20 protein-coding genes and 1 pseudogene are annotated in these 23407 nt (G+C 61.8%); 14 read left to right on the forward strand and 7 right to left on the reverse strand.

Annotated elements, in window-relative coordinates:
- Positions 1-3: 3 nt before the first annotated feature.
- Complete coding sequence (locus tag QOS90_RS14830; RefSeq protein WP_027593676.1) at positions 4-648, reverse strand: TetR family transcriptional regulator C-terminal domain-containing protein; 645 nt, start codon at positions 646-648, stop codon at positions 4-6.
- A gap of 130 nt (positions 649-778) precedes the next feature.
- Between QOS90_RS14830 and QOS90_RS14835 the strand changes: the two genes are divergently transcribed.
- The gene (locus QOS90_RS14835; protein ID WP_085273339.1) at positions 779-1525 is read left to right on the forward strand and encodes an enoyl-CoA hydratase; all 747 of its coding nucleotides are present in this window, start codon (positions 779-781) and stop codon (positions 1523-1525) included.
- Positions 1526-1802: 277 nt separating this feature from the next.
- On the opposite strand, the gene QOS90_RS14840 is transcribed toward QOS90_RS14835, so the two are convergent.
- The 3 genes from QOS90_RS14840 to QOS90_RS14850 are packed head-to-tail and all read right to left on the reverse strand — an operon-like array spanning position 1803 to position 5981.
- On the reverse strand, positions 1803-2864 hold the full coding sequence (locus tag QOS90_RS14840; protein WP_085273338.1) for a lipocalin-like domain-containing protein: 1062 nt from the start codon (positions 2862-2864) through the stop codon (positions 1803-1805).
- The gene (locus QOS90_RS14845) at positions 2854-5316 is read right to left on the reverse strand and encodes an ABC transporter permease (RefSeq protein WP_085273337.1); all 2463 of its coding nucleotides are present in this window, start codon (positions 5314-5316) and stop codon (positions 2854-2856) included. Before QOS90_RS14845 ends, QOS90_RS14840 begins: the two co-directional genes overlap by 11 nt.
- Entirely contained in the window at positions 5313-5981 is a 669-nt protein-coding gene (locus QOS90_RS14850; protein ID WP_027593680.1) for an ABC transporter ATP-binding protein, read from the reverse strand. Before QOS90_RS14850 ends, QOS90_RS14845 begins: the two co-directional genes overlap by 4 nt.
- Positions 5982-6331: 350 nt before the next feature.
- Here QOS90_RS14850 and QOS90_RS14855 point away from each other — a divergent pair, with 350 nt between their 5' ends.
- The 9 genes and pseudogenes from QOS90_RS14855 to QOS90_RS14890 all read left to right on the forward strand — a co-directional run bounded on the left by QOS90_RS14855 (position 6332) and on the right by QOS90_RS14890 (position 14467).
- Positions 6332-8161 carry a type VI secretion system Vgr family protein gene (locus tag QOS90_RS14855; RefSeq protein WP_085273336.1) on the forward strand — a complete coding sequence of 610 codons (1830 nt, stop codon included), beginning with the start codon at positions 6332-6334 and terminating at the stop codon, positions 8159-8161.
- Positions 8149-8868 carry a hypothetical protein gene (locus tag QOS90_RS14860; RefSeq protein ID WP_283600553.1) on the forward strand — a complete coding sequence of 240 codons (720 nt, stop codon included), beginning with the start codon at positions 8149-8151 and terminating at the stop codon, positions 8866-8868. The genes QOS90_RS14855 and QOS90_RS14860 overlap by 13 nt, the downstream gene beginning before the upstream one ends.
- Positions 8868-10058 carry an RHS repeat-associated core domain-containing protein gene (locus QOS90_RS14865; protein WP_177408596.1) on the forward strand — a complete coding sequence of 397 codons (1191 nt, stop codon included), beginning with the start codon at positions 8868-8870 and terminating at the stop codon, positions 10056-10058. Before QOS90_RS14860 ends, QOS90_RS14865 begins: the two co-directional genes overlap by 1 nt.
- Complete coding sequence (locus tag QOS90_RS14870) at positions 10055-10468, forward strand: hypothetical protein (protein ID WP_050580739.1); 414 nt, start codon at positions 10055-10057, stop codon at positions 10466-10468. The genes QOS90_RS14865 and QOS90_RS14870 overlap by 4 nt, the downstream gene beginning before the upstream one ends.
- A gap of 75 nt (positions 10469-10543) precedes the next feature.
- Positions 10544-10726, forward strand: a complete 183-nt coding sequence (locus tag QOS90_RS27635) for an RHS repeat-associated core domain-containing protein (RefSeq protein WP_225876703.1) — start codon at positions 10544-10546, stop codon at positions 10724-10726.
- 511 nt (positions 10727-11237) lie between these two features.
- The gene (locus QOS90_RS14875; protein ID WP_085273335.1) at positions 11238-11624 is read left to right on the forward strand and encodes a hypothetical protein; all 387 of its coding nucleotides are present in this window, start codon (positions 11238-11240) and stop codon (positions 11622-11624) included.
- Positions 11625-12024: 400 nt separating this feature from the next.
- Positions 12025-12144, forward strand: a pseudogene (locus QOS90_RS14880) (flagellar basal body protein); the annotation flags it as partial.
- Between the two features lie 292 nt (positions 12145-12436).
- Complete coding sequence (locus tag QOS90_RS14885) at positions 12437-13504, forward strand: aromatic ring-hydroxylating dioxygenase subunit alpha (protein ID WP_027593683.1); 1068 nt, start codon at positions 12437-12439, stop codon at positions 13502-13504.
- 12 nt (positions 13505-13516) lie between these two features.
- Positions 13517-14467 (forward strand): PDR/VanB family oxidoreductase, encoded by a 951-nt coding sequence (locus QOS90_RS14890; RefSeq protein ID WP_027593684.1) that lies wholly within the window; start codon positions 13517-13519, stop codon positions 14465-14467.
- Between the two features lie 6 nt (positions 14468-14473).
- On the opposite strand, the gene QOS90_RS14895 is transcribed toward QOS90_RS14890, so the two are convergent.
- Together QOS90_RS14895 and QOS90_RS14900 are read right to left on the reverse strand one after the other, a co-directional pair.
- On the reverse strand, positions 14474-15187 hold the full coding sequence (locus tag QOS90_RS14895) for a GntR family transcriptional regulator (RefSeq protein WP_027593685.1): 714 nt from the start codon (positions 15185-15187) through the stop codon (positions 14474-14476).
- A gap of 396 nt (positions 15188-15583) precedes the next feature.
- Positions 15584-16915: an MFS transporter gene (locus QOS90_RS14900; RefSeq protein ID WP_027593686.1), complete on the reverse strand. Its 1332-nt coding sequence runs from the start codon at positions 16913-16915 to the stop codon at positions 15584-15586.
- Between the two features lie 563 nt (positions 16916-17478).
- Here QOS90_RS14900 and mrdA point away from each other — a divergent pair.
- From mrdA to sfnR, 4 genes are all read left to right on the forward strand, one after another.
- Positions 17479-19371 carry a penicillin-binding protein 2 gene (gene mrdA, locus QOS90_RS14905; protein WP_085273334.1) on the forward strand — a complete coding sequence of 631 codons (1893 nt, stop codon included), beginning with the start codon at positions 17479-17481 and terminating at the stop codon, positions 19369-19371.
- A gap of 337 nt (positions 19372-19708) precedes the next feature.
- On the forward strand, positions 19709-20269 hold the full coding sequence (msuE, locus tag QOS90_RS14910) for an FMN reductase (protein ID WP_085273333.1): 561 nt from the start codon (positions 19709-19711) through the stop codon (positions 20267-20269).
- Positions 20270-20278: 9 nt separating this feature from the next.
- The gene (locus tag QOS90_RS14915; RefSeq protein WP_085273332.1) at positions 20279-21466 is read left to right on the forward strand and encodes an acyl-CoA dehydrogenase family protein; all 1188 of its coding nucleotides are present in this window, start codon (positions 20279-20281) and stop codon (positions 21464-21466) included.
- Positions 21467-21475: 9 nt separating this feature from the next.
- The gene (gene sfnR, locus QOS90_RS14920) at positions 21476-22573 is read left to right on the forward strand and encodes a sigma54-dependent transcriptional activator SfnR (RefSeq protein ID WP_085273331.1); all 1098 of its coding nucleotides are present in this window, start codon (positions 21476-21478) and stop codon (positions 22571-22573) included.
- A gap of 132 nt (positions 22574-22705) precedes the next feature.
- On the opposite strand, the gene QOS90_RS14925 is transcribed toward sfnR, so the two are convergent.
- Complete coding sequence (locus QOS90_RS14925; protein ID WP_256214984.1) at positions 22706-23245, reverse strand: hypothetical protein; 540 nt, start codon at positions 23243-23245, stop codon at positions 22706-22708.
- Positions 23246-23407 lie beyond the last annotated feature (162 nt).

The raw sequence follows: 23407 nt of genomic DNA on the forward strand, positions 1-23407 counted from the left end.
CGATCAACAGCCCTTGGGCAGGCTGAAGCGTTGCCGACCACCGGCCTGCAAGCCATCCACCCAGGCCTCGCAGATCTGCACGCCCTGGGCCGGCGTAAAGGTGCCCGGGTTGAGGCCCGACTCCAGCCACAAGCCATCGAGCAACGCGCTCAGGCTGATCGCCGCCAGGTCGGCGTCAAAGCCCTGCCAGCCCTCTTCCACCGCCAGCGTGGCGAGCAGCCGGCTCAACTCGTTGCGGTACTCACCGTAGGAATGGTCGTGCACCTGGTTGATCGCATCGGCGGTCTTCACCGCGCCCCAGAACGCCAGCCAGGCATCGAGCAGTTGCGGGTCGAGCAGTTCGGCGCAAAACGAGGCACGGAAGAACGCCGACAGCCGTTCGCGGGCCGTGGGCGCGGCTTGGGCCATGGCTTCGCGCAGCAAGCCCATGACCCGCCCGGTGACCGCCATGTAAGCTTCGGCCACCAGTTCGTCCTTGCCCGCGTAATGGTGGCTGATCAACCCCACCGAAACCCCCGCCTCGGCGGAAATCTTGCGGATCGAAGCCCCCTGAAAACCATGGCGTTTGAGGCACACCAAGGTCGCCTCGACCAGGTTGGCTTTGCGCAATTCCGGCAGCATGCGGTGGTAGCGGGCTTCCTGGCTCATCGGCGATTCTCGGGCAGTAGACTGGGCTGAACGACTGTACAGCAAGCCGAGCGCCATGATAAACCCTAGTGGCCAATGCCCGGTGTGCACCCTGTTGCCGGGCCTGACCACAACAACAAAAGCGGCTGCCATGAACGACCTGATCACACGCGACCTGGACCAGGGCCTGCTGACCCTGACCTTCAACCGCCCCGACAAGCTCAATGCCCTGAACATCGCCATGTACCGCCAGTTTGGCGACCTGCTGCTGGCGGCGGGCGAAGACCCGCACGTTGATGCGGTGCTGATCACGGGCGGCCCCCACTGCTTCAGCGCCGGCAATGACCTGCGCGATTTCCTCGACAACCCGCCCAGCGACAGGGACAGCCCGGTGTTCCGCCTGATGCGCATTGTGATGGGCCTGGATAAACCCCTGATCGCTGCCGTCAGTGGCGCGGCGATCGGCATCGGCGCCACCCTGCTGCTGCATTGCGACCAGGTGCTGGTCAGCCGCACGGCCAAGCTGCGCATGCCGTTTGCGCCGTTGGGGGTATGCCCGGAGTTCGGCTCCAGCCTGCTGCTGCCGCGCATGCTCGGGCACGCCCGCGCCGCCCGCTTGCTGATGGGCAACGCGTTGCTTGAGGGTGAGCAGGCGGTAGCCTGGGGCTTGGCCAGTGAGCTGCATGAAGATGGCGAACAGTGCTTGGCGGCCGCCCGGCAACTGGCGCGGCGGCTGCAAAGTTACCCGCAAGAGGCGCTGCGTATTAGCAAGCGCCTGCTCAAGGATGGGGGGCGCGCGGAGCTGGAGGCCACTGTGGAGCGGGAGAGCCAGTTGTTTATCGAATGCCTGCGTACGCCTGAGGCCAAGGCGGCGTTACGGGGGTTGATCAAGGGTTGAGGTGATGGTTTGAGGTGATCGGGTTGAGGTTTGCGGCGCTGTCGAGATCGAGCGCCGCCGCGCGGCGCTTCGCAGCACAAGGCTGCTCCTACAGGTGCATGGCGCGCTATCGAGTCGAACACACAAGGCGGTCGCGCGCCGCCTTCACAGACATGACTGGCCCGAAACAAATGTGGGAGCAGCCTTGTGCTGCGAAGCGCCGCGCGGGCGGCGCTCGATCTCACAGGCGCCCCCCCCCATCGCCATACACCTGGCAGCCTCACACCCCTGCATGCCCCTAATACCCCGTCATCTCCAGATACCCCCGCCCGCCCGCACTCCCCTGCAACCTCACCGGCCCCTCCCAGTAAGGAAACCGGGTGTTCATCCAGGCACGCGGCTCGACGGCATCAACCTGCACATCCACGCCGTACGCCAGCACCCGCACTCGCCAACGTGTCGGCACCTCCTTGCCGTTTTCCTGCCGCGTCCAGGCCAACGCCTGAAGCTGAATCTGATCGCCTCGCAGCGCTACCACCTCACCCTGGGCACTGGCCCAGGTCCCCGCCCGATACGGCAAACCCTTGGCCTCGCGCACCTGGAACAGCATCAGCTTCGCGCCGCTGTCCAGGTGCAGTGAAAACCAGTCCCAGCCCGTTTGCCCGGCCGCCAGCGGCTGGCTGCTCCACTCCCGGTCCAGCCAGGCCTGCCCGGTGACCGCAATGCATAGGCCATCGCGCTCCACCTCGCCGCTGACGCGGTAGAACGGCTGGCTGTAGTAATACGACGCTTGCCCCTTGCCCGATTTTTCGCTGTAGCCCTGGCTGCCGTGCAGCACCAGCGGCCTGTCACTGCGCAGATTCAGGTCGTAACCAAAGCCTTGGCCGGCAGCCTTCATGTGCAACCCTGCAATGCCCTCCCCCCCCTGCAGTGACCAGTCATTGATCCAGGCCCGGAACGGCTGGACTTCGACGCCTGCCTGCCCGATACCGCCACGCGCCAGGGTCTCGCCAGCGCGATGCCCACCCGGCCCGGTCAGCGCCGCGTGCCCCATCCACAGGTTCGGGCTGTTCCAGTCGGCCGTTTCCGCCCCTGGGCGCAAGGCCGAACGGAACAGCGTCCACTGCGCGCCCCAGTCCCGCCCTTGGGCGTCTTCAAGGTTGGCGGTGACATACCACCATTCGATGCGAAACCCCTCATGAGCACCGTGATCGCGCGGGAACACCAAGGGGTGATCGCGGGTCACCTGGCTGAACCCACTGGCCTGCTCGCCCAACCCGGCAAAACTCTGCGGCGCTGGCGCAGGCTGGTCACAGCCGCTCAGCAGCGCGCACAGCACGACACAGGCTTTAACGTTCATCGGCAAACTGCCTCAACAGATCGCTGGGCTGTCGCCGCGCCAGTTGCCACAGCGGCCAGGCACTGGCCAGCAGGCTGGTGAGGATGCCCAGCACCGCCAGTTGCACCAATTGCCCAGGAAACACATACAGCGGCAACCGCCAGCCAAATGCCTGCACGTTCACCACCGCCACCAGGCACCAGGCCAACACGACACCGACAGGGATCGCCAGCAGCACGGTGAGGCTGCTCAGCATGAGCGTCTGGCCCAGGGTCAGCCAAACCAGTTGCGTGCGCCGCACACCCAATGCCCAAAGCGGCGCCAGCTGGCCCAGGCGGCTTTGGCTCAGGGTCAGCAGGTTGATGAACATGGCCACGCCGGCGACACCCAGTGTCAGGCTGTTGAGGGCGGCGGTGGCGGCAAAGGTGCGGTTGAACACTTCGGTCGACCAGCGCTTCAGGCGCGATTGCTCGACCACCCGGCTGTCGTCCAGGGCAAAGCGCTGCTGCAACGCAGCCTTGAGGGGCGCCAGGTGCGTGGGCGCGACATCCACGCTCAGGCCGGTCAATGTCGCCTGCGGCCAATGCCTGCGCAGCCAGTCGGCATTGACCAACAAATGGCCCTTGGGGTTGCCGTAGTCGGCGTACACCCCCACAACCGTCATGGGCGGCGCAGCGTCGGCCGCCAGCATCAAAGTGTCGCCCACCGCCAGCCCTAGGCGGCGGGCCAATTGTTCACTGAGCATCACCGCCTTGCCCGCCGCCAACTGCTGCCAGGCCTGCGCGTGCTGGTCCAGCAACGGCCAGCGGTCGCGGTTGGCCGGGTGGTCGATAACCCCCTGCACCTGCACTGGCCAACCCTTAAGGTGCGTTTCCACACGCCAGCCTGGCAGCACCGCCGTGGCCGCAGGTTGCTGCTTGAGCCACTCACTGATCTGCAGGCCCTGCGCGGTGTCCCGAGGCGTCACGTAAAGGTCGGCGGACAAACGCGCATCGAGCCAGCCGATGAAGGTCTTGCGAAAGCCCTCGGTCATGCTGCCCACGCCAACACTGGCGGCCAGTGCCAGCAACAAGGCCATCAGCGCCAGGCTCAACCCGGGTAATTGCTGGCGGCTGTCGGCGACGAACCACTGCGACAGCGGCCGTCGGCGCCCACGCGCAGCCCAGGCCAGCACGCCGTCGAGCAAGGGAGGTAACAGCAACGCCGAGGCCAGCAACAACGCCGCCAGCAAGGCGAAAGCGCTGGCCAAGCCCTGGCCCAGTTGCCAACAGCCAAGCGCCACCAGCAGCAACAGCAGTGCCACCCACGTCTGGCGCCGCAACCAACGGCCTTGCGCCAAGCGCCAGGCCTGGGGTTGAGCCAGCGCCAACAGGGGCAGGCGCGCGGCCTGCAAAACACTGCTCAGCCCCGCCAACAAGGCCCCGAGCACACTCACCAGCACCCCAGCCAACCACCACCCAGCCGACAGGTGCAACACGCTGGCGACCTGGGCGCCATACAAGCCACGCAAACTCGCGGCAACGTCCGGCAACAGCAACGCGGCCAGCCCATAGCCGCCCGCCACCCCGGCCAGCCCGCCCAGCACCGCGAACAGGCCCAGCTCCAGCGCCAAGCCGAGCAAGAGGCAATGCAAAATGACGCCGCAGGCCCGCAGGCTTCTGATCAAGCCACGGCGTTGCTCCAGTGCCAGGCCAATGGCGGCGTGGGCGATGAACAGCCCGACCACGAAGGCCAGCAAGCCGAGGGCGGTGAGGTTCAGGTGAAAGCTCTCGGTCAGGCGTTGCAGGCCACCGTCATCACTCGGTGTTTGCAGTTCGAGCCGCGCAGCGATGGCTGCGGGCAAGGGCGCCGAAGGCCCTGTCAGTAGAAGCCGCGACAGCTGTCCGGGTGCCTGCAGCAAGGCCTGCGCATGGCCGATGTCGACCACGATCACCCCGGGCGCCAACTCCGGCTTGAGCACAAAGGGTGGGAGCCGCTGCCCTTCGCTGCTGACGGCCACGTCGGTAACGGTTTTGCCCAGTTGGCGCAAGGTGTCCGGCCCTACCCAGGCCTGCCCCGGCTTGCCAATAAAGGCCAGCAGGTCGAAATCGGCCACCCGCACACCGGCCACGGCGGTGGAAACTGGCAAGCTCAACGGCTCGACGCCAATCAGCCGGACAGTCACCGGCTGCTCGCCAGAAAACCGCAGCCGCCCCTCCAGTACCGGGGCAACCGGCCAGCCCAACTGGCGCAATTGCACATACAGCGCCTGCTCGAAGCGTTCGCCGTCACGCGGCACCAATTGCGCCTGCATCGGTGCCGCCAGTACCGCACTGGCACGGGCGTAGTCGATACGTGCCTGGCTGTTGAGTGCCTGGACGCCGGTCCATAACGCAGTGGCCAGCCACAACCCGGTAAAGATGCTAAGGCACTGCACGCGATGGCGCCGCCAATGGCTCAACAGCGCCTGCAGGGTCAGCAGCAATGGGCTCATAGGCCGTGCTCGGCGCGCACGCGGCCCGCCTGCAGGTAGCAACTGTGCGCTAGCCGCGCCGCCAGGCGCTGGCTGTGGGTCACCATCAGGACACTGCTGCCGGCCTCGGTGACCAGTTGCAAAAACAGGCCTAACACCTCATCGCTGCTGGCTTCGTCAAGGCTGCCGGTCGGCTCGTCTGCCAACACCCAGGCGGGGCGACCGGCCAGGGCGCGGCCAATGGCGACCCGCTGTTGCTGGCCGCCAGATAGCTGTTCCGGGTAGCGCGTCAATAACGCAGCCAGCCCCAGGCGCTCTGCCAAGTACGCCAGCCAGTGCGGGTCATGCCGGTTGGCAAGCCGGGCCTGAAACGCAAGGTTGGCCGCCACGTCCAGGCTGCTGATCAGGTTGTACTGCTGGAACACCAGGCCAATGCCATCCCGGCGCCACCGCGCCAGTGCCGACTCCGAACGGCCATCGAGTGGTTCGTCATCAATCAGGATGCGCCCGCTGTCGGCCCGGTCCAGGCCGGCAATCAAATGCAGCAAGGTGCTCTTGCCACTCCCCGACTCCCCCATCAGCGCCAGGCTGCTGCCGCGGGCCAGGCGCAGGTCGATGCCCTGCAGCACAGGCAGCGGGCCTTGAGGGGTGATGAATGACTTGTGCAGTTGCTCGACGACCAGCATCGGGGGACTGTCCTCTTTGCGCGTTGTATCCCATAGGCATAGCAGGTCACGGCTGTGCAAGGGTTACCAGGACGTCATGTTGATCACTACGTCGAGTGCGACCTTGATATTCGGCAACCCCTGATTGACTTCACTTAACAGCCCCCTGTGCCCAAAGCGCAGCGAGCACGGCTTTGCTCAGAAACATACAACATCCGCATTTAGCGAAACTTCCTACAACTCTTTAGGAAGCCATTACGGCGACGAGGAATGGATTCCCCGTTACGGTCTTTGGGTGCACTTATGCCCCGCATTCTACAACGCGTCCGGCCCGATAAACCTGCCCGATGGAATGAACAGCAGGAGCCCGTATGAGCAACTTGAACGATGTGCGCTTCACCTTCAGCACACCCGCCGATGAGGCAATAGCGTTTGATGTGGTGTCGTTCGAACTGACCGAAGGAGTCAGCGAGTTGTACCGCCTGGAAGTCGAACTGGTCAGCTTCGCCGACGACGCCGACTTCGCCACTCTCCTCGACCAACCCGCCGTGCTGACCATCTGGCAGCAGCAGGAAGCAGTGCGCCATGTGCACGGCCTGATCAGCAGTTTCGAACAAGGCAAAACCGGCCACCGCCGCACCCGCTACCGCGCCGTGATCGAGCCACAACTCGCCCGCGCTGGCCTGCAATCGGACTGGCGTATCTTCCAGCACCGCCCGATCCCGCAGCTGTTAGAGGAACTGTTCCGCGAACGCCAATGGGGCACTTTGATCCAGTATGTGGTCAACACACACCAGAGCCGCGAATTCTGCGTCCAGGCCGGCGACCTGGACCTGAACTTCTTCTGGCGCCTGTCGGCCGAAGAAGGCTTGATCTGCACCTTCGAGCACAGCGCAGCCAACCACGTGGTGATCCAGACGGATCACATCAGCAATTTCGGTAGCCTGGAAGGCGAGCCAGTATTGTATGTCGCCAACCGCGGCGGCATGGAGCAGCAACCCTGCCTGCGCCACTTCGACTACCGCGAACAGGTGCGCACCAGCAGCCAAGTCCAGCGCGACTACACCTTTACTCACCCACGCTACAACCATGAGCACACCATGTTCCCTCAGGACATGGGCAATCAAAGCAACGACTACGAACGCTACGACTACCCTGGCCGCTACAAGCACGACAACACCGGCAAGCCGTTCACCCAGACCAAAGTCAATGCCCTGTTCGGCGATGCGCGCGTGGCCGAAGTCGAAGGCGATGATGCTCGCCTGCAACCGGGTATTGCATTCGAGCTGACCGGCCACGCCCGCGAGGATATGAACATCCTCTGGCGCCCCCTGCGCATTACGCACAAGGGCCGCCAGTTTGCGGCACTGGAAGAGGATGCTGCCGAAGCCGAGGTCGGCACGTCCTACACCCTCACTGCGACCTTGATTCCGGCAGTGGTCGAATGGCACGCCCCTGCCCGCCCCAAACCGATAATCGAAGGCCCGCAGATGGCCAAGGTGGTTGGGCCACCCGGTGAGGAAATCTATTGCGACGAGCATGGCCGTGTGCGCGTGCAATTCCCCTGGGACCGCCTAGGCCAGGACGATGAGAAAAGCTCGTGCTGGGTGCGGGTCACTCAAGCCTGGGCCGGCGCCACCTGGGGCCACATGGCCATTCCCCGGATCGGGCAGGAAGTGGTGGTCAGTTTCCTCAACGGCGACCCCGATCAGCCGATGATCACCGGGCGCAGTTATCACATCGTCAACCGCCCGCCGTACCGGCTGCCTGAGTTCAAGGCACTCAGCCCGATCCGCAGCAAGGAGCACCACGGCAAGCGCCACAACGAACTGCGCCTGGACGACACCACCGGGCAGATCAGCGCGGCGCTGATGAGCGATCACGACCACTCGGCACTGAACCTCGGTTACCTCACCCATCCTCGCCACTTTGGCGGCAAGCCGCGTGGCCAAGGTTTCGAGCTGCGCACCGATACCCACGGCGTGCTACGCGCCGGCGGTGGCCTGCTGCTGACCACCGAGATGCGTGCTCGCGCCAGTGAACACCATACGGACCTCGTCGAAACCGCCGAGCGCCTGAAGGTCGCACAGGAGTACCACACCACCTTCGCCAGTGAAGCCCGCGATCACCTGGCCCAAGACGGTGGCGATCAGGATGAGGTGAATCCACGCAGTGGAAGTACAACGCCTTGGGCCAATTGACCAAACTCATCAACGCCGCCGGTGAGGTGACCGAGTACCACTACGAAGCCGGCCAACTGGTACGGCTTATCCACCCAGACAAGACCAAAGAGCGTTTCGAACGCGATGCCGAAGGCCGACTACTCAGCCACACCGACGCCCTGCACCGTCGCACCCGCTGGGACTACAACGAAGCCGGGCTGATCCATCAACGCCACAATGCCAACGACACCACCCTCACCTACCACTGGGACAAGCTCGGCCAGCTCGTGCGTCTGCGCAACGAAAACAACAGCGAAGCCCGCTTCAAATATGACCCTGCTGGGCGCTTGCTCAAGGAAACCGGCTTCGACCAGGAAACCACCCATTACCTGTACGACAACGGCAGTAACCTGCCGACTAGACGCTTGGATGGAGATAGGACCAGCCATTTCACTTACGACCCTATGGGCCGACTTCTTGAACGCAAAGCAGGCAGACGCGGCGGTGAGAAATGGGAGATCGAGACCTTTGCCTATGACGGCAATGGCAATCTGACCTGGGCTGAGAACGGCACCTGCAAACTGCAGTGGTTCTACGATGCCGCGGGCAACAATATGACCCGGTTGGTCGTTTGCTTGAAGCCAGCCTTAACTACGAGAAGGAAATATTTGCCTTTGACCCAGCGAGCAACCTGCTGGACCCCGAGGCACCGCCCGGGCCAAATCCGCACTCGCCACGCAAGCTGATGGACAACGTGCTGCGCAGCTACTGCGGAACGCAATACCGGTACGACGAGCGCGGCAATCTGCTGGAGCGGATAGAGAACGGCAAGGCTGGCAAGTTCACCTGGGACCTGTACGACCGCCTGCGTAGATACGAGGACGATCGGCTGGTTGTCGAGTTTGGCTATGACGCTTTAGGCCGCCGTGTCTACAAGGACTCGCGCTCGAAGTACCGCAACCGGGTCCAGGCCGGACCGGTCTGGAACGAGAACGCACGGCGTGCGCTGGATGAGCAGCTAGGCTGCAATCTGACGCTGTTTATCTGGGACGGCGATACGCTGGCGTTCGAGCAACGAGGCCGAGATGGCAAGGGGCAGACCACACATTATGTATTTGAGCCAGGAACCTTCGTTCCTGTCGCGCAAGGGGTGATGAATCACATTGAGGAAATGCTGCGGCAGCCAAACTATCATTTCCCGTATGACATCGACCGAGATCCAGTATGGCAGCACAAGCCAACGCCGAAGCCGTTCGATGCTCTGGTCTGGTATCAATGCGATCACCTCGGCATTCCAATGGAAGTCACCGACGCTAATGCGAAAATTGCATGGACAGCAATCTATGAGGCGTGGGGAACAGCCAAAGAAAATGGAAATAAACAAGCAGATTTGTCAGGAATGCACTATCCACTGCGCTTCCAAGGGCAGTATTTCGACCCCGAGGCTGTGCTTCACTACAGCCGGTATCGATATTATGACCCCTTTCAGGGTCGATTTATCACTCGAGACCCGATAGGTCTTTACGGTGACATCAATTCTTATACGTATGCACCCAACCCGATCGAATGGACCGATCCATTAGGATTATCACGCACAGGGAGAACGCCTCCTCCTACTGGAAAGAAAAACATCGACAACAGAACCTGCTGCGCTGAAAAATGGATTATCCAGAGATATGACAAAAGGTGCAGCGGCCATGTACCGGGAGTTGGCAACGTAAGCTTGTACAGAGATCCAAAAGACGGCAACTGGTACTCACCAGATAAGACCGAGCACGGTAGTTCTTGGAAAGTATTCACGGAATCAAGAAACAGCACGCTCGAATGGTTAGCCGACCTTAATGAGCATGGGGACATGCTTACTGGCAAAAAACACAAAGGCCCAACTGGTCGTCAGATAGACTTAAAATCATTAAAGTGCCAGGAAAAGAAATGATAAACTCAGCAGCGGAATTCATGAGCTTAATCGAAAGCGATGACCCGACACTTAAAAGCAGGGCAATTTCAGATGAGGCAGAGATGCACGTCTGGGAAAGCATGCTTGAGCAACATGCGGATTACGAGTTAATGCTATTACAAAACAACACCATACCAGCCATTATCCTCGCCAAACTAGCCCTTAGTGGTAACTGGAAAACTCGCCACACTGTAGCTAGAAAACGTAAACTAGACCTCGACAGCATGCACCTTTTATCCAGAGACGAAGAGCCTCGTGTTAGGCAGGCTATTGCTGCAAATCAAAAAACACCTATTGAAATTCTAGAACGCTTATCGAAAGACACCGTCACAAATGTCAAGCAGGTCGCGCACTACAATTTAGATTTGCGAAAGAAGCAGCAACAATAGCGCCCAATTATCGGATAGTGGAGCATCACAAAGATGCTCCACCCATCACAAGTCAGCCACCAATCAAGAAACAAAATGACACCATTTTTCACCATCGCTACTGATCCTCGGACAGCAAGGTTTATTAGTAAGGATCCAGTAGTGCTTGATGGCGAGATTAATACGTACCAGTACGCGCCAAACCCGAGACAGTGGATCGACCCACTTGAACTGACAAGAACCGCCAACCCATGCAGCGCTAAAGACAAGAGAAAATAACTAGAAAGAGAGAGAATCAGGAAAGAGCGTCAATGCGACGAGTTGCACGACGACTACAGTCAAGCTATGAACAGCGCCCTAGGACACACTCAAATCTCCGCCAAAGATTCCGTTCCTAATACGGCAAAATTCATACCGGACCCCTTCAACGGGGGACGCTTTCTAGATGAGCATCGGGGCTTTCGCGTGGAGTATGACAACAGAGACAAGGCTCATATAAATGCTTTTAACAAAAAAATGAAAGAACAATTTGCTTTGAGGCAACACAAAAAACAGTGGGAAGAATAGCATGGAGACTTAACCGATGAACTTCACACCAGAATGCCAGACCTACATCAACACCCAGCTATATGAAAGGCAAGATGAGGCTTTGAAGGAAATTGGAAAACTACTACCAACAGGCGCATCAAACATCCACTGAGAGAGCATCCCCAACAAAATCGAAGCACACTCCGCCCAGAGAGAAAGATCAATGATCGAGGTGCAATGCAAGGGCCAAAAGGGGAAATAGATGGGTATTTCAGCTGAAGAATTCAGAATCCTTTGCGACGATGATGAAGATACCACGCTCGCACACCAAACTGCCTCACTTGAAGTATGGACTGAAATACTTAATAACTACCCGGAGCTCGCACGATGCGTAGCTGGGAACAAAAACATTCCCGACGACATCATAGACCTTCTCTCGAAGAGCAGCGACATAGATATCCGATGGAAAATAGCAACCAAACGAAAACTTAATAGAACGGTCTTCGAGCGACTCGCAATCGATTCGGACGCAACTGTAAGACACCGAATTGCCTGCAATCCCAAGGTGCCCAAAGACATCCTGCAACAACTATCCAAAGACCCTGACCCCATGGTTGCATCATCAGCCATTAGAAAACTTTATACCTAAAACGAAGCCGCAAACCCAAAACAGACACTATTGATTGAGTTCCAACTGAATCTCCGCCATGATCGGTTGTGTCACCAAGACAGATTATTTTCATCATTGTGTTGGGCCTACTTGAAGACACCCTTTGCGATGGGGCCGATCGGCAGCGAGCCATTCTTGCCATCCAGCTCCAGTGTTGCGAAGGCGTTCTGGTCCGGGTCGGTCTGGCAAGCGGAAAGGGTGATCTGGAAGTCAACCTTCGGCGTCGCGAGTGGAACGGGTCACCTGGTACTTCTACTAGTTTTCGACGCTGAACCTTGGCGCTAATACTTCCTAACATTCAATGAGTACAAGCGCTCAATTGCAAATCGGCTAATCATATTTGAACGGGTGCCGTAAACAGGCGCACGAGGAGAACAGCATGCTTCCGGCTCGCTGGGTCGCTAAAACCGGCCTGTCCGCCCAGGACACCATTTCCAACAACCTGGCCAACGTCTCGACCACTGGCTTCAAACGTGATCGCGCCGAAGTCCAGGACCTGAAAAAAACCTGTTCGGTCAGGGTCTCGCTAGGCACTGCATGCCACTGCTTTTTGTGCCAGGCGAGGTCGGGATTGGTTTCGTCAGGTTCCGGATCGTTCAAGCGCGGCAGGGTGACATCCAGCGGTGCTGAAAACTCCGGCTAATGGATCCATAAAACAAAGAACCACTCATAGCAGTCCGATAATCGCCCAAATAAATCAGCAAAAAATGCCACAATCGTTGACCGGGCCGCCCTCCGCCACATTTAATGGATCCATTAAATAAAAACAATCGCTACTCCGGAGAGCCTTCATGTACCCCAAAAACACGTGGTATGTCGCCTGCACCCCCGATGAAATCGCCGAGAAACCGCTGGGCCGTCAGGTCTGCGGGGAGCGGATCGTGTTCTACAGGGGCCACGAAAACCGGGTGGCTGCAGTGGAAGATTTTTGCCCGCACCGTGGCGCCCCGCTGTCGTTGGGCTATGTCGAAAACGGCAACCTGGTGTGTGGCTACCATGGCCTGGTGATGGGCTGCGACGGCAAGACCGTCGAGATGCCAGGGCAGCGGGTCAGGGGCTTCCCTTGCAACAAGACCTTCGCGGTGGTCGAGCGCTACGGCTTCATCTGGGTCTGGCCCGGCGACCAGGCGCAAGCGGACCCAAGCCTGATCCCACACCTGGAGTGGGCGGTGAATGACGCGTGGGCCTACGGCGGCGGGCTGTTCCACATTGGCTGCGACTACCGGCTGATGATCGACAACCTCATGGACCTGACCCACGAAACCTACGTGCATGCCTCCAGCATTGGTCAGAAGGAAATCGACGAAGCCCCGCCCGTGACCACCGTCACCGGTGACGAAGTGGTGACTGCCCGACACATGGAAAACATCATGGCACCGCCGTTCTGGCGCATGGCCCTGCGCGGCAACGGCCTGGCTGACGATGTGCCGGTGGACCGCTGGCAGATCTGCCGCTTCACCCCACCCAGCCATGTGCTGATCGAAGTTGGCGTGGCCCACGCAGGCAAAGGGGGTTATCACGCCGATGCGCAGCACAAAGCCTCGAGCATCGTGGTCGACTTCATCACCCCAGAGACCGACACCTCGATCTGGTACTTCTGGGGCATGGCGCGCAACTTTGCAGCGCACGACGAAACGCTGACCGCCAACATCCGCGAGGGCCAGGGCAAGATTTTCAGCGAAGACCTGGAAATGCTCGAACGCCAGCAACAGAACCTGCTCGCCTACCCCGAGCGCAACCTGCTCAAGCTCAACATCGATGCCGGCGGGGTCCAGTCGCGCAAAATATTGGAGCGCCTGATCGCCAACGAACGCACGGCCCAAGCCCAACTGATCGCGACCAGCGCAAGCCCAGCCTGACGAGGAACGGACATGATCGATGCCGTAGTGGTTTCCCGTAACGACGAAGCGCAGGACATCTGCAGCTTCGAGCTGGCCGCACTCGATGGCAGCCTGCTACCGCCCTTTAGTGCAGGCGCGCACATTGACGTGCACCTGCCGGATGGGCAAGTCCGCCAGTATTCACTGTGCAATCACCCCGAAGAGCGCCACCGTTACCTGATCGGCGTACTCAAGGACCCTGCCTCACGTGGCGGCTCGCGCAGCCTGCACGAGCAGGTGCACAACGGTGCCCGCCTGCGTATCAGCGCACCGCGCAACTTGTTCCCCCTGGCCCAGGGCGCCCGTCGCAGCCTGTTGTTCGCAGGTGGCATCGGCATTACGCCGATCCTCTGCATGGCCGAGCAACTGGCCCATAGCGGCGAGGACTTCGAACTGCATTACTGCGCCCGTTCCAGCGAACGTGCAGCCTTCGTCGAACGCATGCGCGGTGCCGCCTTCGCCGACCGCCTGTTCGTGCATTTCGACGAGCAACCCGAGACTGCACTGGACATCGCTCAGGTATTGGCCAACCCGCAAGACGATATGCACCTGTATGTGTGCGGCCCAAGCGGGTTCATGCAGCATGTGCTGGAAAGCGCCAAGGCGCAGGGCTGGCAGGAGGCCTGCCTGCACCGCGAATACTTTGCCGCCGCGCCGGTTGATACGCAGAACGACGGCAGCTTCTCGGTGCAGGTGAACAGCACCGGCCAGGTCTTCGAGGTGCCCGCCGACCAGAGTGTGGTGCAGGTGCTTGAACAGCACGGCATCGCGATCGCCATGTCGTGCGAGCAAGGCATTTGCGGCACCTGCCTGACGCGCGTGCTGGCAGGCACACCGGAGCATCGCGACCTGTTCCTCACGGAGCAGGAGCAGGCGCAGAACGATCAGTTCACGCCCTGCTGCTCGCGCTCGAAAACGCCGCTGCTGGTGCTGGATATCTGAAGCGCTTCAGGACGAGGGCAGGATGACCTTCATGCGCGCATCGGCCGTGGCCGCGCCGAACGTCTCGGCGTAGCGCAAGGTGGCATTGGCGTGCTCGCGCATGATGGCCTCGGCGCGGGCGCCCTGCCCGCTGACCAGGGCATCGAACACCGAATGGTGCTGCATGTGTGCATAGTTGAAGCGCCGGTACTCTCGCGCCAGGTCGTGGCGGTCCACGGCCAGCGCAGTGACCGAGGCGAACGGCAGGTGGTCATTGCGCGCCAGGGCATCGGCAATCGCCGGGTTGTGGCTGGCTGCGATGATCACCTGGTGGAAGCGCATGTTGAGGTCATGGTAGGCCTGCAGGTCTTCCTCGGTGACAAAACCCTTGTCGAACAGTTGGTCGCCTTCGACCAGGCAGCGCTGCAGCGCTGCGCGCGCTTCAGCGGACAGCCCACGCTCTGCCGCTTGGCGCGCAGCCAAGCCTTCCAGCACGCCACGCACCTCGACCGCACCGGCGATGTCGTCTGCGCTGACGGAACGCACCTGAAACCCACGCCCGCCAAAACGCACCAGCAGGCCCTCCTGCTCCAGGGTGCGAAATGCCATGCGCACCGGCATCCGCGAGACACCGAACAGTTCGGCGGTGGGGATTTCCATCAGACGCTCGCCGGCCGCCAATTCGCCGGAGGCGATCATCTTGCGAAGCGTAACCAGCACTAATTGACCGGGCTTGCTCATCCAGGCAGTTTCCAGAGACATGAGCGGTAATCTTATCGTAGTGCTCGCCACGACGCATTGGGTGGCCATGAGATCGAGCGCCGCCCGCGCGGCGCTTCGCAGCACAAGGCTGCTCCCGCATCTGTTTCGGGCCAGTGAGGCCTGTGATATTTGCGCGCGACCGCCTTGTTGGTCCGACTCAATATCGTGTCAGGCGCCAAGGGGGTGCGCGCTCATGGCACAGGAATAATTGGCCCGAAACAGATGTGGGAGCAGCCTTGTGCTGCGAAGCGCCGCGCGGGCGGCGCTCGATCTCAATGCCGGCAAAATTGCTGCGGCGTACACCTGCCAGCCACACCCATTCTAGGCAACATTTTGCTGGGATCTACGGCCAGGCCGGGCACCAAAAGCCCGACCCTAGGCATCGGCCATCACTGCCTGCCCCGGCCGCGATGCTGGCTTGAGCAACAGCAGGCAACCAGCAGCAAGCACGAAGACACTGGCAAACACCCCATACAGGTGCAGCGGTTGCCAGCCGCCGTCTAGCAGTACGCCGGCCACGGTCGGCGACAGGATTGCGCCAATCCGGCCAATGCCGATGCCCCAGCCCACCCCAGTGGCGCGCACCGACGCGTCATAGACCACCGGTGACAGCGCATACAGCCCAGCCACGCAACCGTTGGCGAACAGCCCGATCAGCAAGCCCAGCGCCAGCGCGGCGGTGACCGATGACCCGCTGGCCACGAACAGCACCAGCAGCCCGGCCGTGACCAGCATGAACATCGCCAACACGCGGCTCAGTGGCCAGCGTGACGACAGGCCGCCAATCAGCGCCGCGCCAAGGATGCCGCCAACGCTCAGCAGCACCCCGCCGGTAATGCCCTGCTGCGCCGACAAGCCAGCCGCGACCAGCAGCTTCGGGGTCCAGCTCATGACGAAGTAGAAGCCGAACATCACCAGGAAGAACAGCAACCAGATCACCAGCGTGGTGCGGCGCATGGCGGGGGTCAGCAACTGCCTGAACCCTGTGGCGGCACCAGGCACGCTTTGCGCGGGCAGCGGCAGCTGGGACAGTGCCGGTTGCCCGAGTTTGTCGGCCAACCGATTGACCCGCGCCAAGGCGTTCGCCGGGCGGCGTGCCAACAAAAAGTCCAGCGACTCCGGCAGCCACAGCAGCACCAGCGGGATCACCAGCACCGTGACGATGCCGCCGAACAGGAACACCGAACGCCAGCCCCAGTGGCCCAGCAGCCATACCGCCAACAAGCCGCCCAAGGTCGCGCCCAGGGCATACCCCGTGGACTGCAGGCTCACTGCCAGGCCACGCCAGCGTTTGCTGGCATATTCACTGGCGATCACATTGCTGCTGGCCAGGATGCCGCCGATGCCAAGGCCGGTCAGCCCGCGCAGCAGCGCCAGTTGCAACGGGCTCTGGCTCAACGCCGAGAGCAACATGCCCACACCGGAAAGCGCCAGGCAGAACAGAATCAATGGGCGCCGGCCAACGCGGTCGGCCCACGGCGCAATGAACAGTGACCCTGCCGCCATGCCGAACAGGCCGGCGCTGAGCAGCAGCCCCACCTGCGCCCCACTCAGGCCCCACTCGGCAGACACCGAGGCGGCCGTGAAGGCCATCACCAGCACGTCAAAGCCATCGATCATGTTCAGCACGATGCAAATGCCGATGGCCAGGCACTGGAAGCGGCCCATCGGGTCATTGTCCAGACGTTGCTTGAGATCGATGTTCATGGGGCCACCTGCAGGCCAATGCGGGCCACAGGCGGGAGGACAGACGTGCACACGCAAGCAGAGCAGAAGGAACGTTGACGGTTCCGTGCCCCAGATAAGCCATTCATGACTGGACCCTTCTTGTAATTGTCGTCGCGCACGGCCGGAGGGCTGGCCGTCGTCAGGCGCTAATCAACCAGATAATGGATCCACAGACAACCGTGTGTGATTTGCTAAACACCAATCCGACGACACAAAGCGGCAAGCTCACAACGAATTAATACAAGAACACGTTAATTTTCAATATTTTATGAATTTAGCGCCTGATGATTATTTCGTTCGCTTATCGCACAGCAGTTGTTTTGTGGATCCACAAACAACCTTATACGCCCCCTCTGCGCAGCCATCCGAGTGCCGGCATGAACAAATCTTCATGTTCGCCGTGAACACCCTGATACCGGGGCCAACAGCTGATCGCCGCCCCCGGCCCAAGGCCCCCTGCCTTGAGCGAAAGGGAGGGGTTGCGTAGCATCGCCGGCCCCGGGGCCGCCGCCCGGCCACACCGCCACCCCACAGAGCCACCCATGCCGCAGCCCATCCCCCTCAAGGACCACGAAAAGGAAAAGCACCTGGTCAACCGCCGGCTGATCGCCTGCGCCACCCTGGTCTTCACCCTGGTCGCCGTCCTCGTGGGCCGCCTTTATGTGCTGCAGGTGCTGCAACATGACCAGCAGAGCGCCGTGTCGGAAAACAACCGCGTACACGTGCTGCCCATCGCCCCTGAGCGCGGGCTGATCTATGACCGCAACGGTGTGGTGCTGGCCGACAACAAGCCCAGTTTCGACCTGACCATGACCCGTGAGCGGGCCGGCGACTCAGCCAAAGTGCTGGATACCCTGGCGCAGGTGTTGAGCCTTTCGGAGGATGACCGCCGGCAGTTCGACAAGGACCTGCGCCGCGGCCGCAAACCCTTCGAGCCGGTCACTCTGATGGTCGGCCTGAACGAAGAACAGATCGCCCTGGTTGCGGTCAACCAGTTCCGCCTGCCCGGCCTTGAAGTAGAACCGCAGTTCATCCGCGAATACCCACTGGCCGAGCATTTCGCCCATTCGGTGGGTTATGTTGGGCGCATCAACGAGAAAGAAGCCAAGACCCTCGACAGCACCGAGTATCGCGGCACGCAGTCGATCGGCAAGACCGGTATCGAGCACTTCTACGAACGCCAGCTGCACGGCCAGGTGGGCTATGAAGAAGTCGAGACCAACGCCCAGGGCCGGGTCATGCGCGTGCTCAACCACAAGGCCCCGATCCCCGGCAAGGACATCATCCTGAGCCTGGACAGCCACTTGCAACTGGCGGCCGAAAAGGCCCTGGGCGACCGCCGCGGTTCGGTGGTGGTGCTGGACCCTGCCAATGGCGACGTGCTAGCGATGGTCAGCAACCCAAGCTTCGACCCCAACCTGTTCGTCAAAGGCATCAGCTTCAAGCAGTACGCCGCCCTGCGCGATTCCATCGACCGGCCGCTGTTCAACCGCGTGCTGCGCGGTTTGTATGCGCCGGGCTCGACGGTCAAGCCGGAAGTGGCCATCGCCGGCCTGGACAGTGGCGTGATCACCCCCGGCAGCCGGGTGTTCGACCCGGGCTACTACGAGCTGCCCAACTACGAACACAAATACCGCAACTGGAACCGCAGCGGTGACGGCTGGGTAGACATGTACACCGCCATCATGCGGTCCAACGACACCTACTTCTACGACCTCGCGCACAAGCTGGGGATCGAGCGCCTGCACGACTACATGGCCGAATTCGGTCTGGGGCAGAAAGTGTCGCTGGACATGTTCGAGGAAGCGTCCGGGCTGATGCCTTCCGCCGAATGGAAGCGCGCCACGCGCCGCCAGGCCTGGTTCCCGGGCGAGACGTTGATCCTGGGGATCGGCCAGGGCTACATGCAGGTCACCCCGCTGCAATTGGCCCAGGCCACCAGCCTGCTGGCGAGCAAGGGTGTATGGCACCGCCCGCACCTGGCCATGACAGTGGGTGGCGAGACCCCGGTCGACCCCAACCCGATGCCCGACATCGTGCTGCATGACAAACGCGCCTGGGACCAGGTCAGCCAAGGCATGCAGATGGTCATGCACGACCCCCGCGGCATCGCCCGCGCCTCGGCAGCCGGCGCCCAGTACCGCATCGCCGGCAAGAGCGGCACGGCGCAGGTGGTGGCGATCAAGCAAGGCGAGCGTTACAACCGCAACAAGACCCTGGAACGGCACCGCGACAACGCCCTGTTCGTCGGTTTCGCACCGGCCGATCACCCAAGCGTGGTGGTGGCGGTGATGATCGAGAACGGCGAAGCGGGCGGGCGTGTGGCAGGGCCGGTGGTGCGCGAGGTGATGGATGCGTACCTGCTGGATGAGCAGGGGCACTTGAAGCCTGAATATGCGGGCAATACGGCGACCAAGGCAGTGCCGCACGGTTAGGGGTGGATGTGGCGATGGGTTGCTAGGGGTTCGCCATGGGATTTGCAGCGCCTAGGAAATCGAGCTTCGCGCGCGCCGACTGGTCAGCGGAATAAGAATATAAGTTCTTATTCTTTTTTAGCCGCACCCAAATTCCTCTATAACACTCCCAACTGTACAGCCGCCAACACCCGGCCAACTGTCTGCAGCGCAACACCCGATCAACAGCCAGCGCCCGCACGGCAACATCGCCCCGGGCGCTAAAACGCGTAACCCGTTGATCTAAAATACGTTTTATAAACGGCACGACGATTGCTCCAGCAAAGTCCCCCGCTCAACCCGAACCGGAGACTTGCCCATGAGCACCCCACTGAATGTCGTAGCCCTGTCTGGCGGTACTACCCGCCCTTCGCGCACCTTGGCCCTGACCGAGGCGATCCTCGCGGAACTGGCCGAACACCTGAACATCAAGCCTCACCTCATCGACCTGGGTGACATTGCCCGCCCGTTGGGCAGTGCCCTGTGGCGCAGCGAGCTGCCCGAGGCGGTGGAGCAGCAACTGCGGCTGGTGGAAAAGGCCGACCTGCTGGTGGTGACCACGCCGGTGTACCGCGGCAGCTTTACCGGCCACTTCAAGCATCTGTTCGACCTTATTGGCCAGGACGCCCTGGTCGACACCCCAGTGCTGCTCGCCGCCACTGGGGGCAGTGAGCGCCACGCGCTGGTGCTCGATCACCAGTTGCGCCCGCTGTTCAGCTTCCTGCAGGCCCTGACACTGCCGATTGGTGTGTTTGCCAGCCAAGCGGAACTGGCCGACTACCGCGTTTCCAGCGAGGCCCTCGCCGCGCGTATCCGCCTGGCCGCCGAACGTGCCGTGCCACTGTTCGGCGCCCACCACGCGCTGCGCAAAAGCGCCTGAGGAGCGGCCATGAATGCACTGGTAAACACAGCACCACGCCCTGCCCTGGCCATCGCCCGCGAGTTGGCTGGGCAGTTCGCCCAGACCGCCGTAGAGCGTGACGAGCGCGGCGGCACGCCCAAGGTTGAGCGCGACGCGCTACGTGGCAGCGGCCTGTTGTCGCTGGCTATCCCACAAGCGTTCGGTGGCCAAGGCGCGAGCTGGTTCGATACTTTCGAAGTGGTGCGCGAGTTCGCCCGGGTCGACAGCTCCATTGCCCACGTCTTCGGTTTCCATCACCTGATGCTGGCCACCGTGCGCCTGTTTTCGCGCCCAGACCAATGGCAGCCGTGGTTCGAGCAGACTGCACGCAAGCAGTGGTTTTGGGGTAACGCCCTCAACCCGCTGGACACACGCACCGTGGTCAAGCACTTCGACGGTTGGTGCGAATTCTCTGGCAAGAAGAGCTTCTGCTCCGGTGCCAGCGACTCGGAAATGCTGATCGCCTCCGCCGTGGACGAACGCGCGGGCGGCAAACTGCTGATCGCCGCGATCCCCAGTGGCCGTACCGGTATCAGCCTGCACAGCGACTGGCACAACATCGGCCAACGCCAGACCGACAGCGGCAGCGCCACGTTTGAACGGGTGCGGGTCGAGCACGCTGAACTGCTGCTCGACCCAGGGCCGCTGAGCACGCCCTTCGCCGCCTTGCGCCCGCTGATCGCGCAGCTGCACTTCGCCAACCTGTTCCTGGGTATCGCCGAAGGCGCGTACGAGGAAGCCCGCCAGTACACCCTCAAGGAAAGCCGGCCGTGGTTCCGCTCAAACGCCACCACCACTGCCGAAGACCCTTATGTGCTGCGCCATTACGGCGAGTTCTGGGTCGGCCTGGAAAGCGTCCGTTTGCTGATCGAACGCGCTGCCCGCCAGCTCGATAGCGCCTGGGCCAAGGAGCATGTCTTGAGCGCAGAGGAACGCGGCGACCTGGCCCTGGCCATCGGCACCGCCAAGGTTGCCGCCAGCCGCCATGGCCTGGATATCTGCAACCGGCTGTTCGAGGTCACCGGTGCCCGCGCTACCCACGCCTCGCTGCGCTTCGACCGCCACTGGCGCAACCTGAGGACACAGACCCTGCACGACCCCGTGGACTACCGCATCCATGAATTGGGCGAGTGGGCCCTCAACGGCAAGCGCCCTGACCCATCCTTCTACTCCTGAGGATTGCCCATGCAACTGCTGACCCTCCCCCCGTCCCCGACACTGGCCACCTCGATCAGGGCGACCGCGCAGGTTTTCGAAGACCCCAGGTCACAGGCGCTGCTCGCCCACCTGCAACAGGTCGCGCCGAGTGAGGCGAGCGTGCTGATCATCGGCGAAACCGGCACGGGTAAGGAGCTGGTCGCACGCCATATTCACAACCTCAGCGGCCGGCGTAACGGCCCATTCGTCGCGGTCAATTGCGGGGCGTTTTCCGAGTCGCTGGTGGAGGCCGAACTGTTCGGCCATGAAAAAGGCGCCTTCACCGGCGCCCTGGCGGCCAAGGCCGGCTGGTTCGAGGAGGCTGACGGCGGCACGCTGTTCCTCGATGAGATCGGCGACCTGCCCTTGCCGATCCAGGTCAAGCTGCTGCGGGTGTTGCAGGAGCGCGAAGTGGTGCGGCTGGGTTCACGCAAAAGCATCCCGATCAATGTGCGGGTGCTGGCGGCGACCAACGTGCAGCTGGAGAAGGCCATCAATGCCGGGCATTTTCGCGAAGACTTGTATTACCGGCTGAACGTGGTGACCTTGCAGTTGCACCCGCTGCGTGACCGGCCAGGTGACATCCTGCCATTGGCGCGGCATTTCATTCGTAGCTACAGCGACCGGCTGGGCTACGGGCCGGTGGAACTGAACCCGACGGCCCAGGCCAAGCTGGTTGACTATGCGTGGCCGGGCAATATCCGTGAGTTGGAAAACGTCATTCACCACAGCTTGTTGACCTGTGCTGACGGGGTGATCCAGGCGCAGGATTTGCGGCTGTCCAACCTGCGTATCGAACGGCAGGAGGAGCCTGCCAGCAATGCCGTGGAAGAACTGCTGCAGCGGGCGTTTAGCCAATTGTACGAGGAGCAGCCTGGGGGGCTGTACGAGAAGGTCGAAAATGCCCTGCTGCGCTCGGCGTACCGTTTTTGCCATTACAACCAGGTGCATACCGCGCAGTTGCTGGGGCTGTCGCGCAACATCACCCGGACCCGGCTGATTGCGATTGGCGAGTTGGTGGTGAACAAAAGGCGGGGGCAAGCATCGCAAGTTCTGGATAACCGGGTGGTGCGGTTGTCGATTTGAAATGTGCAGTGCCTGTACCGGCCTCTTCGCGGGCAAGCCCGCTCCCACAGGTATTCCACTGCTTTCAAGGCCAGTGAAGATCCTGTGGGAGCGGGTTTACCCGCGAAAAGGCCGGTACGGGCCACTCAAATGCTAGGTGCGGTCACCGCCATGATCATCGCCGACATCATGATCGGCCCCATCATCGGCGCCATGCCCTACACCGTGGGCCTCGCCAACACTGTGATTCGCTTCGTGATTCGCTTCGTGGTTGGCCTCATGGTTGGCCTCATGGTTGGCCTCATGGTTGGCACCATCATCGGCGCCATTGCGTCCACTTTCACCACGGCCTGAGCTGGCATGTCCGCCGCCATCGCCGCTGTGTCCGCTCCCACTGCCGCCGTGGCCTCCACCACCGCCACTGCCGCCGCCTCCACTGCCACCACCATGACCACCTCCACCACCGCTGCCGCCGCCGTGACCACCGCCACCGCCGCCACCTCCACCACCGCTACCACCCCCACCGCCGCCATGACCACCGCCGCCACCGCCGCCACCATGACCACCGCCACCTCCACCACCGCCATCCTTCGCATACGCGCTGGACGCACCGCCAATGGAGTCAGGCACCAACACGGCCGACGCTGACAAAACCGCGCCGATTGCCAAAGCCAACAAGCATTTTTTGAGCATGTAGAGCCTCCGCTTGGAGTAGCACGGGGGTTGCACATGACACCCCGTGAGTTCCGGCCCCCCCCATGGGGCGACCTGCAAACCAGTGCGGCCTTCCATCTGCAGCGGGTGAGCGAGATCCATCAGGGCCAACTGGCCAGTTGTTGCAGAATGTGTCTTACG

The organism is Pseudomonas sp. LAIL14HWK12:I10 (genome assembly GCF_900184205.1).
Lineage (GTDB): Bacteria > Pseudomonadota > Gammaproteobacteria > Pseudomonadales > Pseudomonadaceae > Aquipseudomonas > Aquipseudomonas kermanshahensis.

What these genes read in the sequence shown, in the direction of transcription:
- msuE (WP_085273333.1), top strand. Translation starts at nt 19,709, where the DNA reads ATGAGCACCCCACTGAATGTCGTAGCCCTGTCTGGCGGTACTACCCGC.
- QOS90_RS14885 (WP_027593683.1), top strand. Translation starts at nt 12,437, where the DNA reads ATGTACCCCAAAAACACGTGGTATGTCGCCTGCACCCCCGATGAAATC.
- QOS90_RS14895 (WP_027593685.1), bottom strand. Translation starts at nt 15,187, where the DNA reads ATGAGCAAGCCCGGTCAATTAGTGCTGGTTACGCTTCGCAAGATGATC.
- QOS90_RS14890 (WP_027593684.1), top strand. Translation starts at nt 13,517, where the DNA reads ATGATCGATGCCGTAGTGGTTTCCCGTAACGACGAAGCGCAGGACATC.
- QOS90_RS14835 (WP_085273339.1), top strand. Translation starts at nt 779, where the DNA reads ATGAACGACCTGATCACACGCGACCTGGACCAGGGCCTGCTGACCCTG.
- QOS90_RS14915 (WP_085273332.1), top strand. Translation starts at nt 20,279, where the DNA reads ATGAATGCACTGGTAAACACAGCACCACGCCCTGCCCTGGCCATCGCC.
- QOS90_RS14840 (WP_085273338.1), bottom strand. Translation starts at nt 2,864, where the DNA reads ATGAACGTTAAAGCCTGTGTCGTGCTGTGCGCGCTGCTGAGCGGCTGT.
- QOS90_RS14855 (WP_085273336.1), top strand. Translation starts at nt 6,332, where the DNA reads ATGAGCAACTTGAACGATGTGCGCTTCACCTTCAGCACACCCGCCGAT.
- sfnR (WP_085273331.1), top strand. Translation starts at nt 21,476, where the DNA reads ATGCAACTGCTGACCCTCCCCCCGTCCCCGACACTGGCCACCTCGATC.
- QOS90_RS14865 (WP_177408596.1), top strand. Translation starts at nt 8,868, where the DNA reads ATGGACAACGTGCTGCGCAGCTACTGCGGAACGCAATACCGGTACGAC.
- QOS90_RS27635 (WP_225876703.1), top strand. Translation starts at nt 10,544, where the DNA reads ATGACACCATTTTTCACCATCGCTACTGATCCTCGGACAGCAAGGTTT.
- QOS90_RS14830 (WP_027593676.1), bottom strand. Translation starts at nt 648, where the DNA reads ATGAGCCAGGAAGCCCGCTACCACCGCATGCTGCCGGAATTGCGCAAA.
- QOS90_RS14845 (WP_085273337.1), bottom strand. Translation starts at nt 5,316, where the DNA reads ATGAGCCCATTGCTGCTGACCCTGCAGGCGCTGTTGAGCCATTGGCGG.
- QOS90_RS14850 (WP_027593680.1), bottom strand. Translation starts at nt 5,981, where the DNA reads ATGCTGGTCGTCGAGCAACTGCACAAGTCATTCATCACCCCTCAAGGC.
- QOS90_RS14900 (WP_027593686.1), bottom strand. Translation starts at nt 16,915, where the DNA reads ATGAACATCGATCTCAAGCAACGTCTGGACAATGACCCGATGGGCCGC.
- QOS90_RS14870 (WP_050580739.1), top strand. Translation starts at nt 10,055, where the DNA reads ATGATAAACTCAGCAGCGGAATTCATGAGCTTAATCGAAAGCGATGAC.
- QOS90_RS14875 (WP_085273335.1), top strand. Translation starts at nt 11,238, where the DNA reads ATGGGTATTTCAGCTGAAGAATTCAGAATCCTTTGCGACGATGATGAA.
- mrdA (WP_085273334.1), top strand. Translation starts at nt 17,479, where the DNA reads ATGCCGCAGCCCATCCCCCTCAAGGACCACGAAAAGGAAAAGCACCTG.
- QOS90_RS14925 (WP_256214984.1), bottom strand. Translation starts at nt 23,245, where the DNA reads ATGCTCAAAAAATGCTTGTTGGCTTTGGCAATCGGCGCGGTTTTGTCA.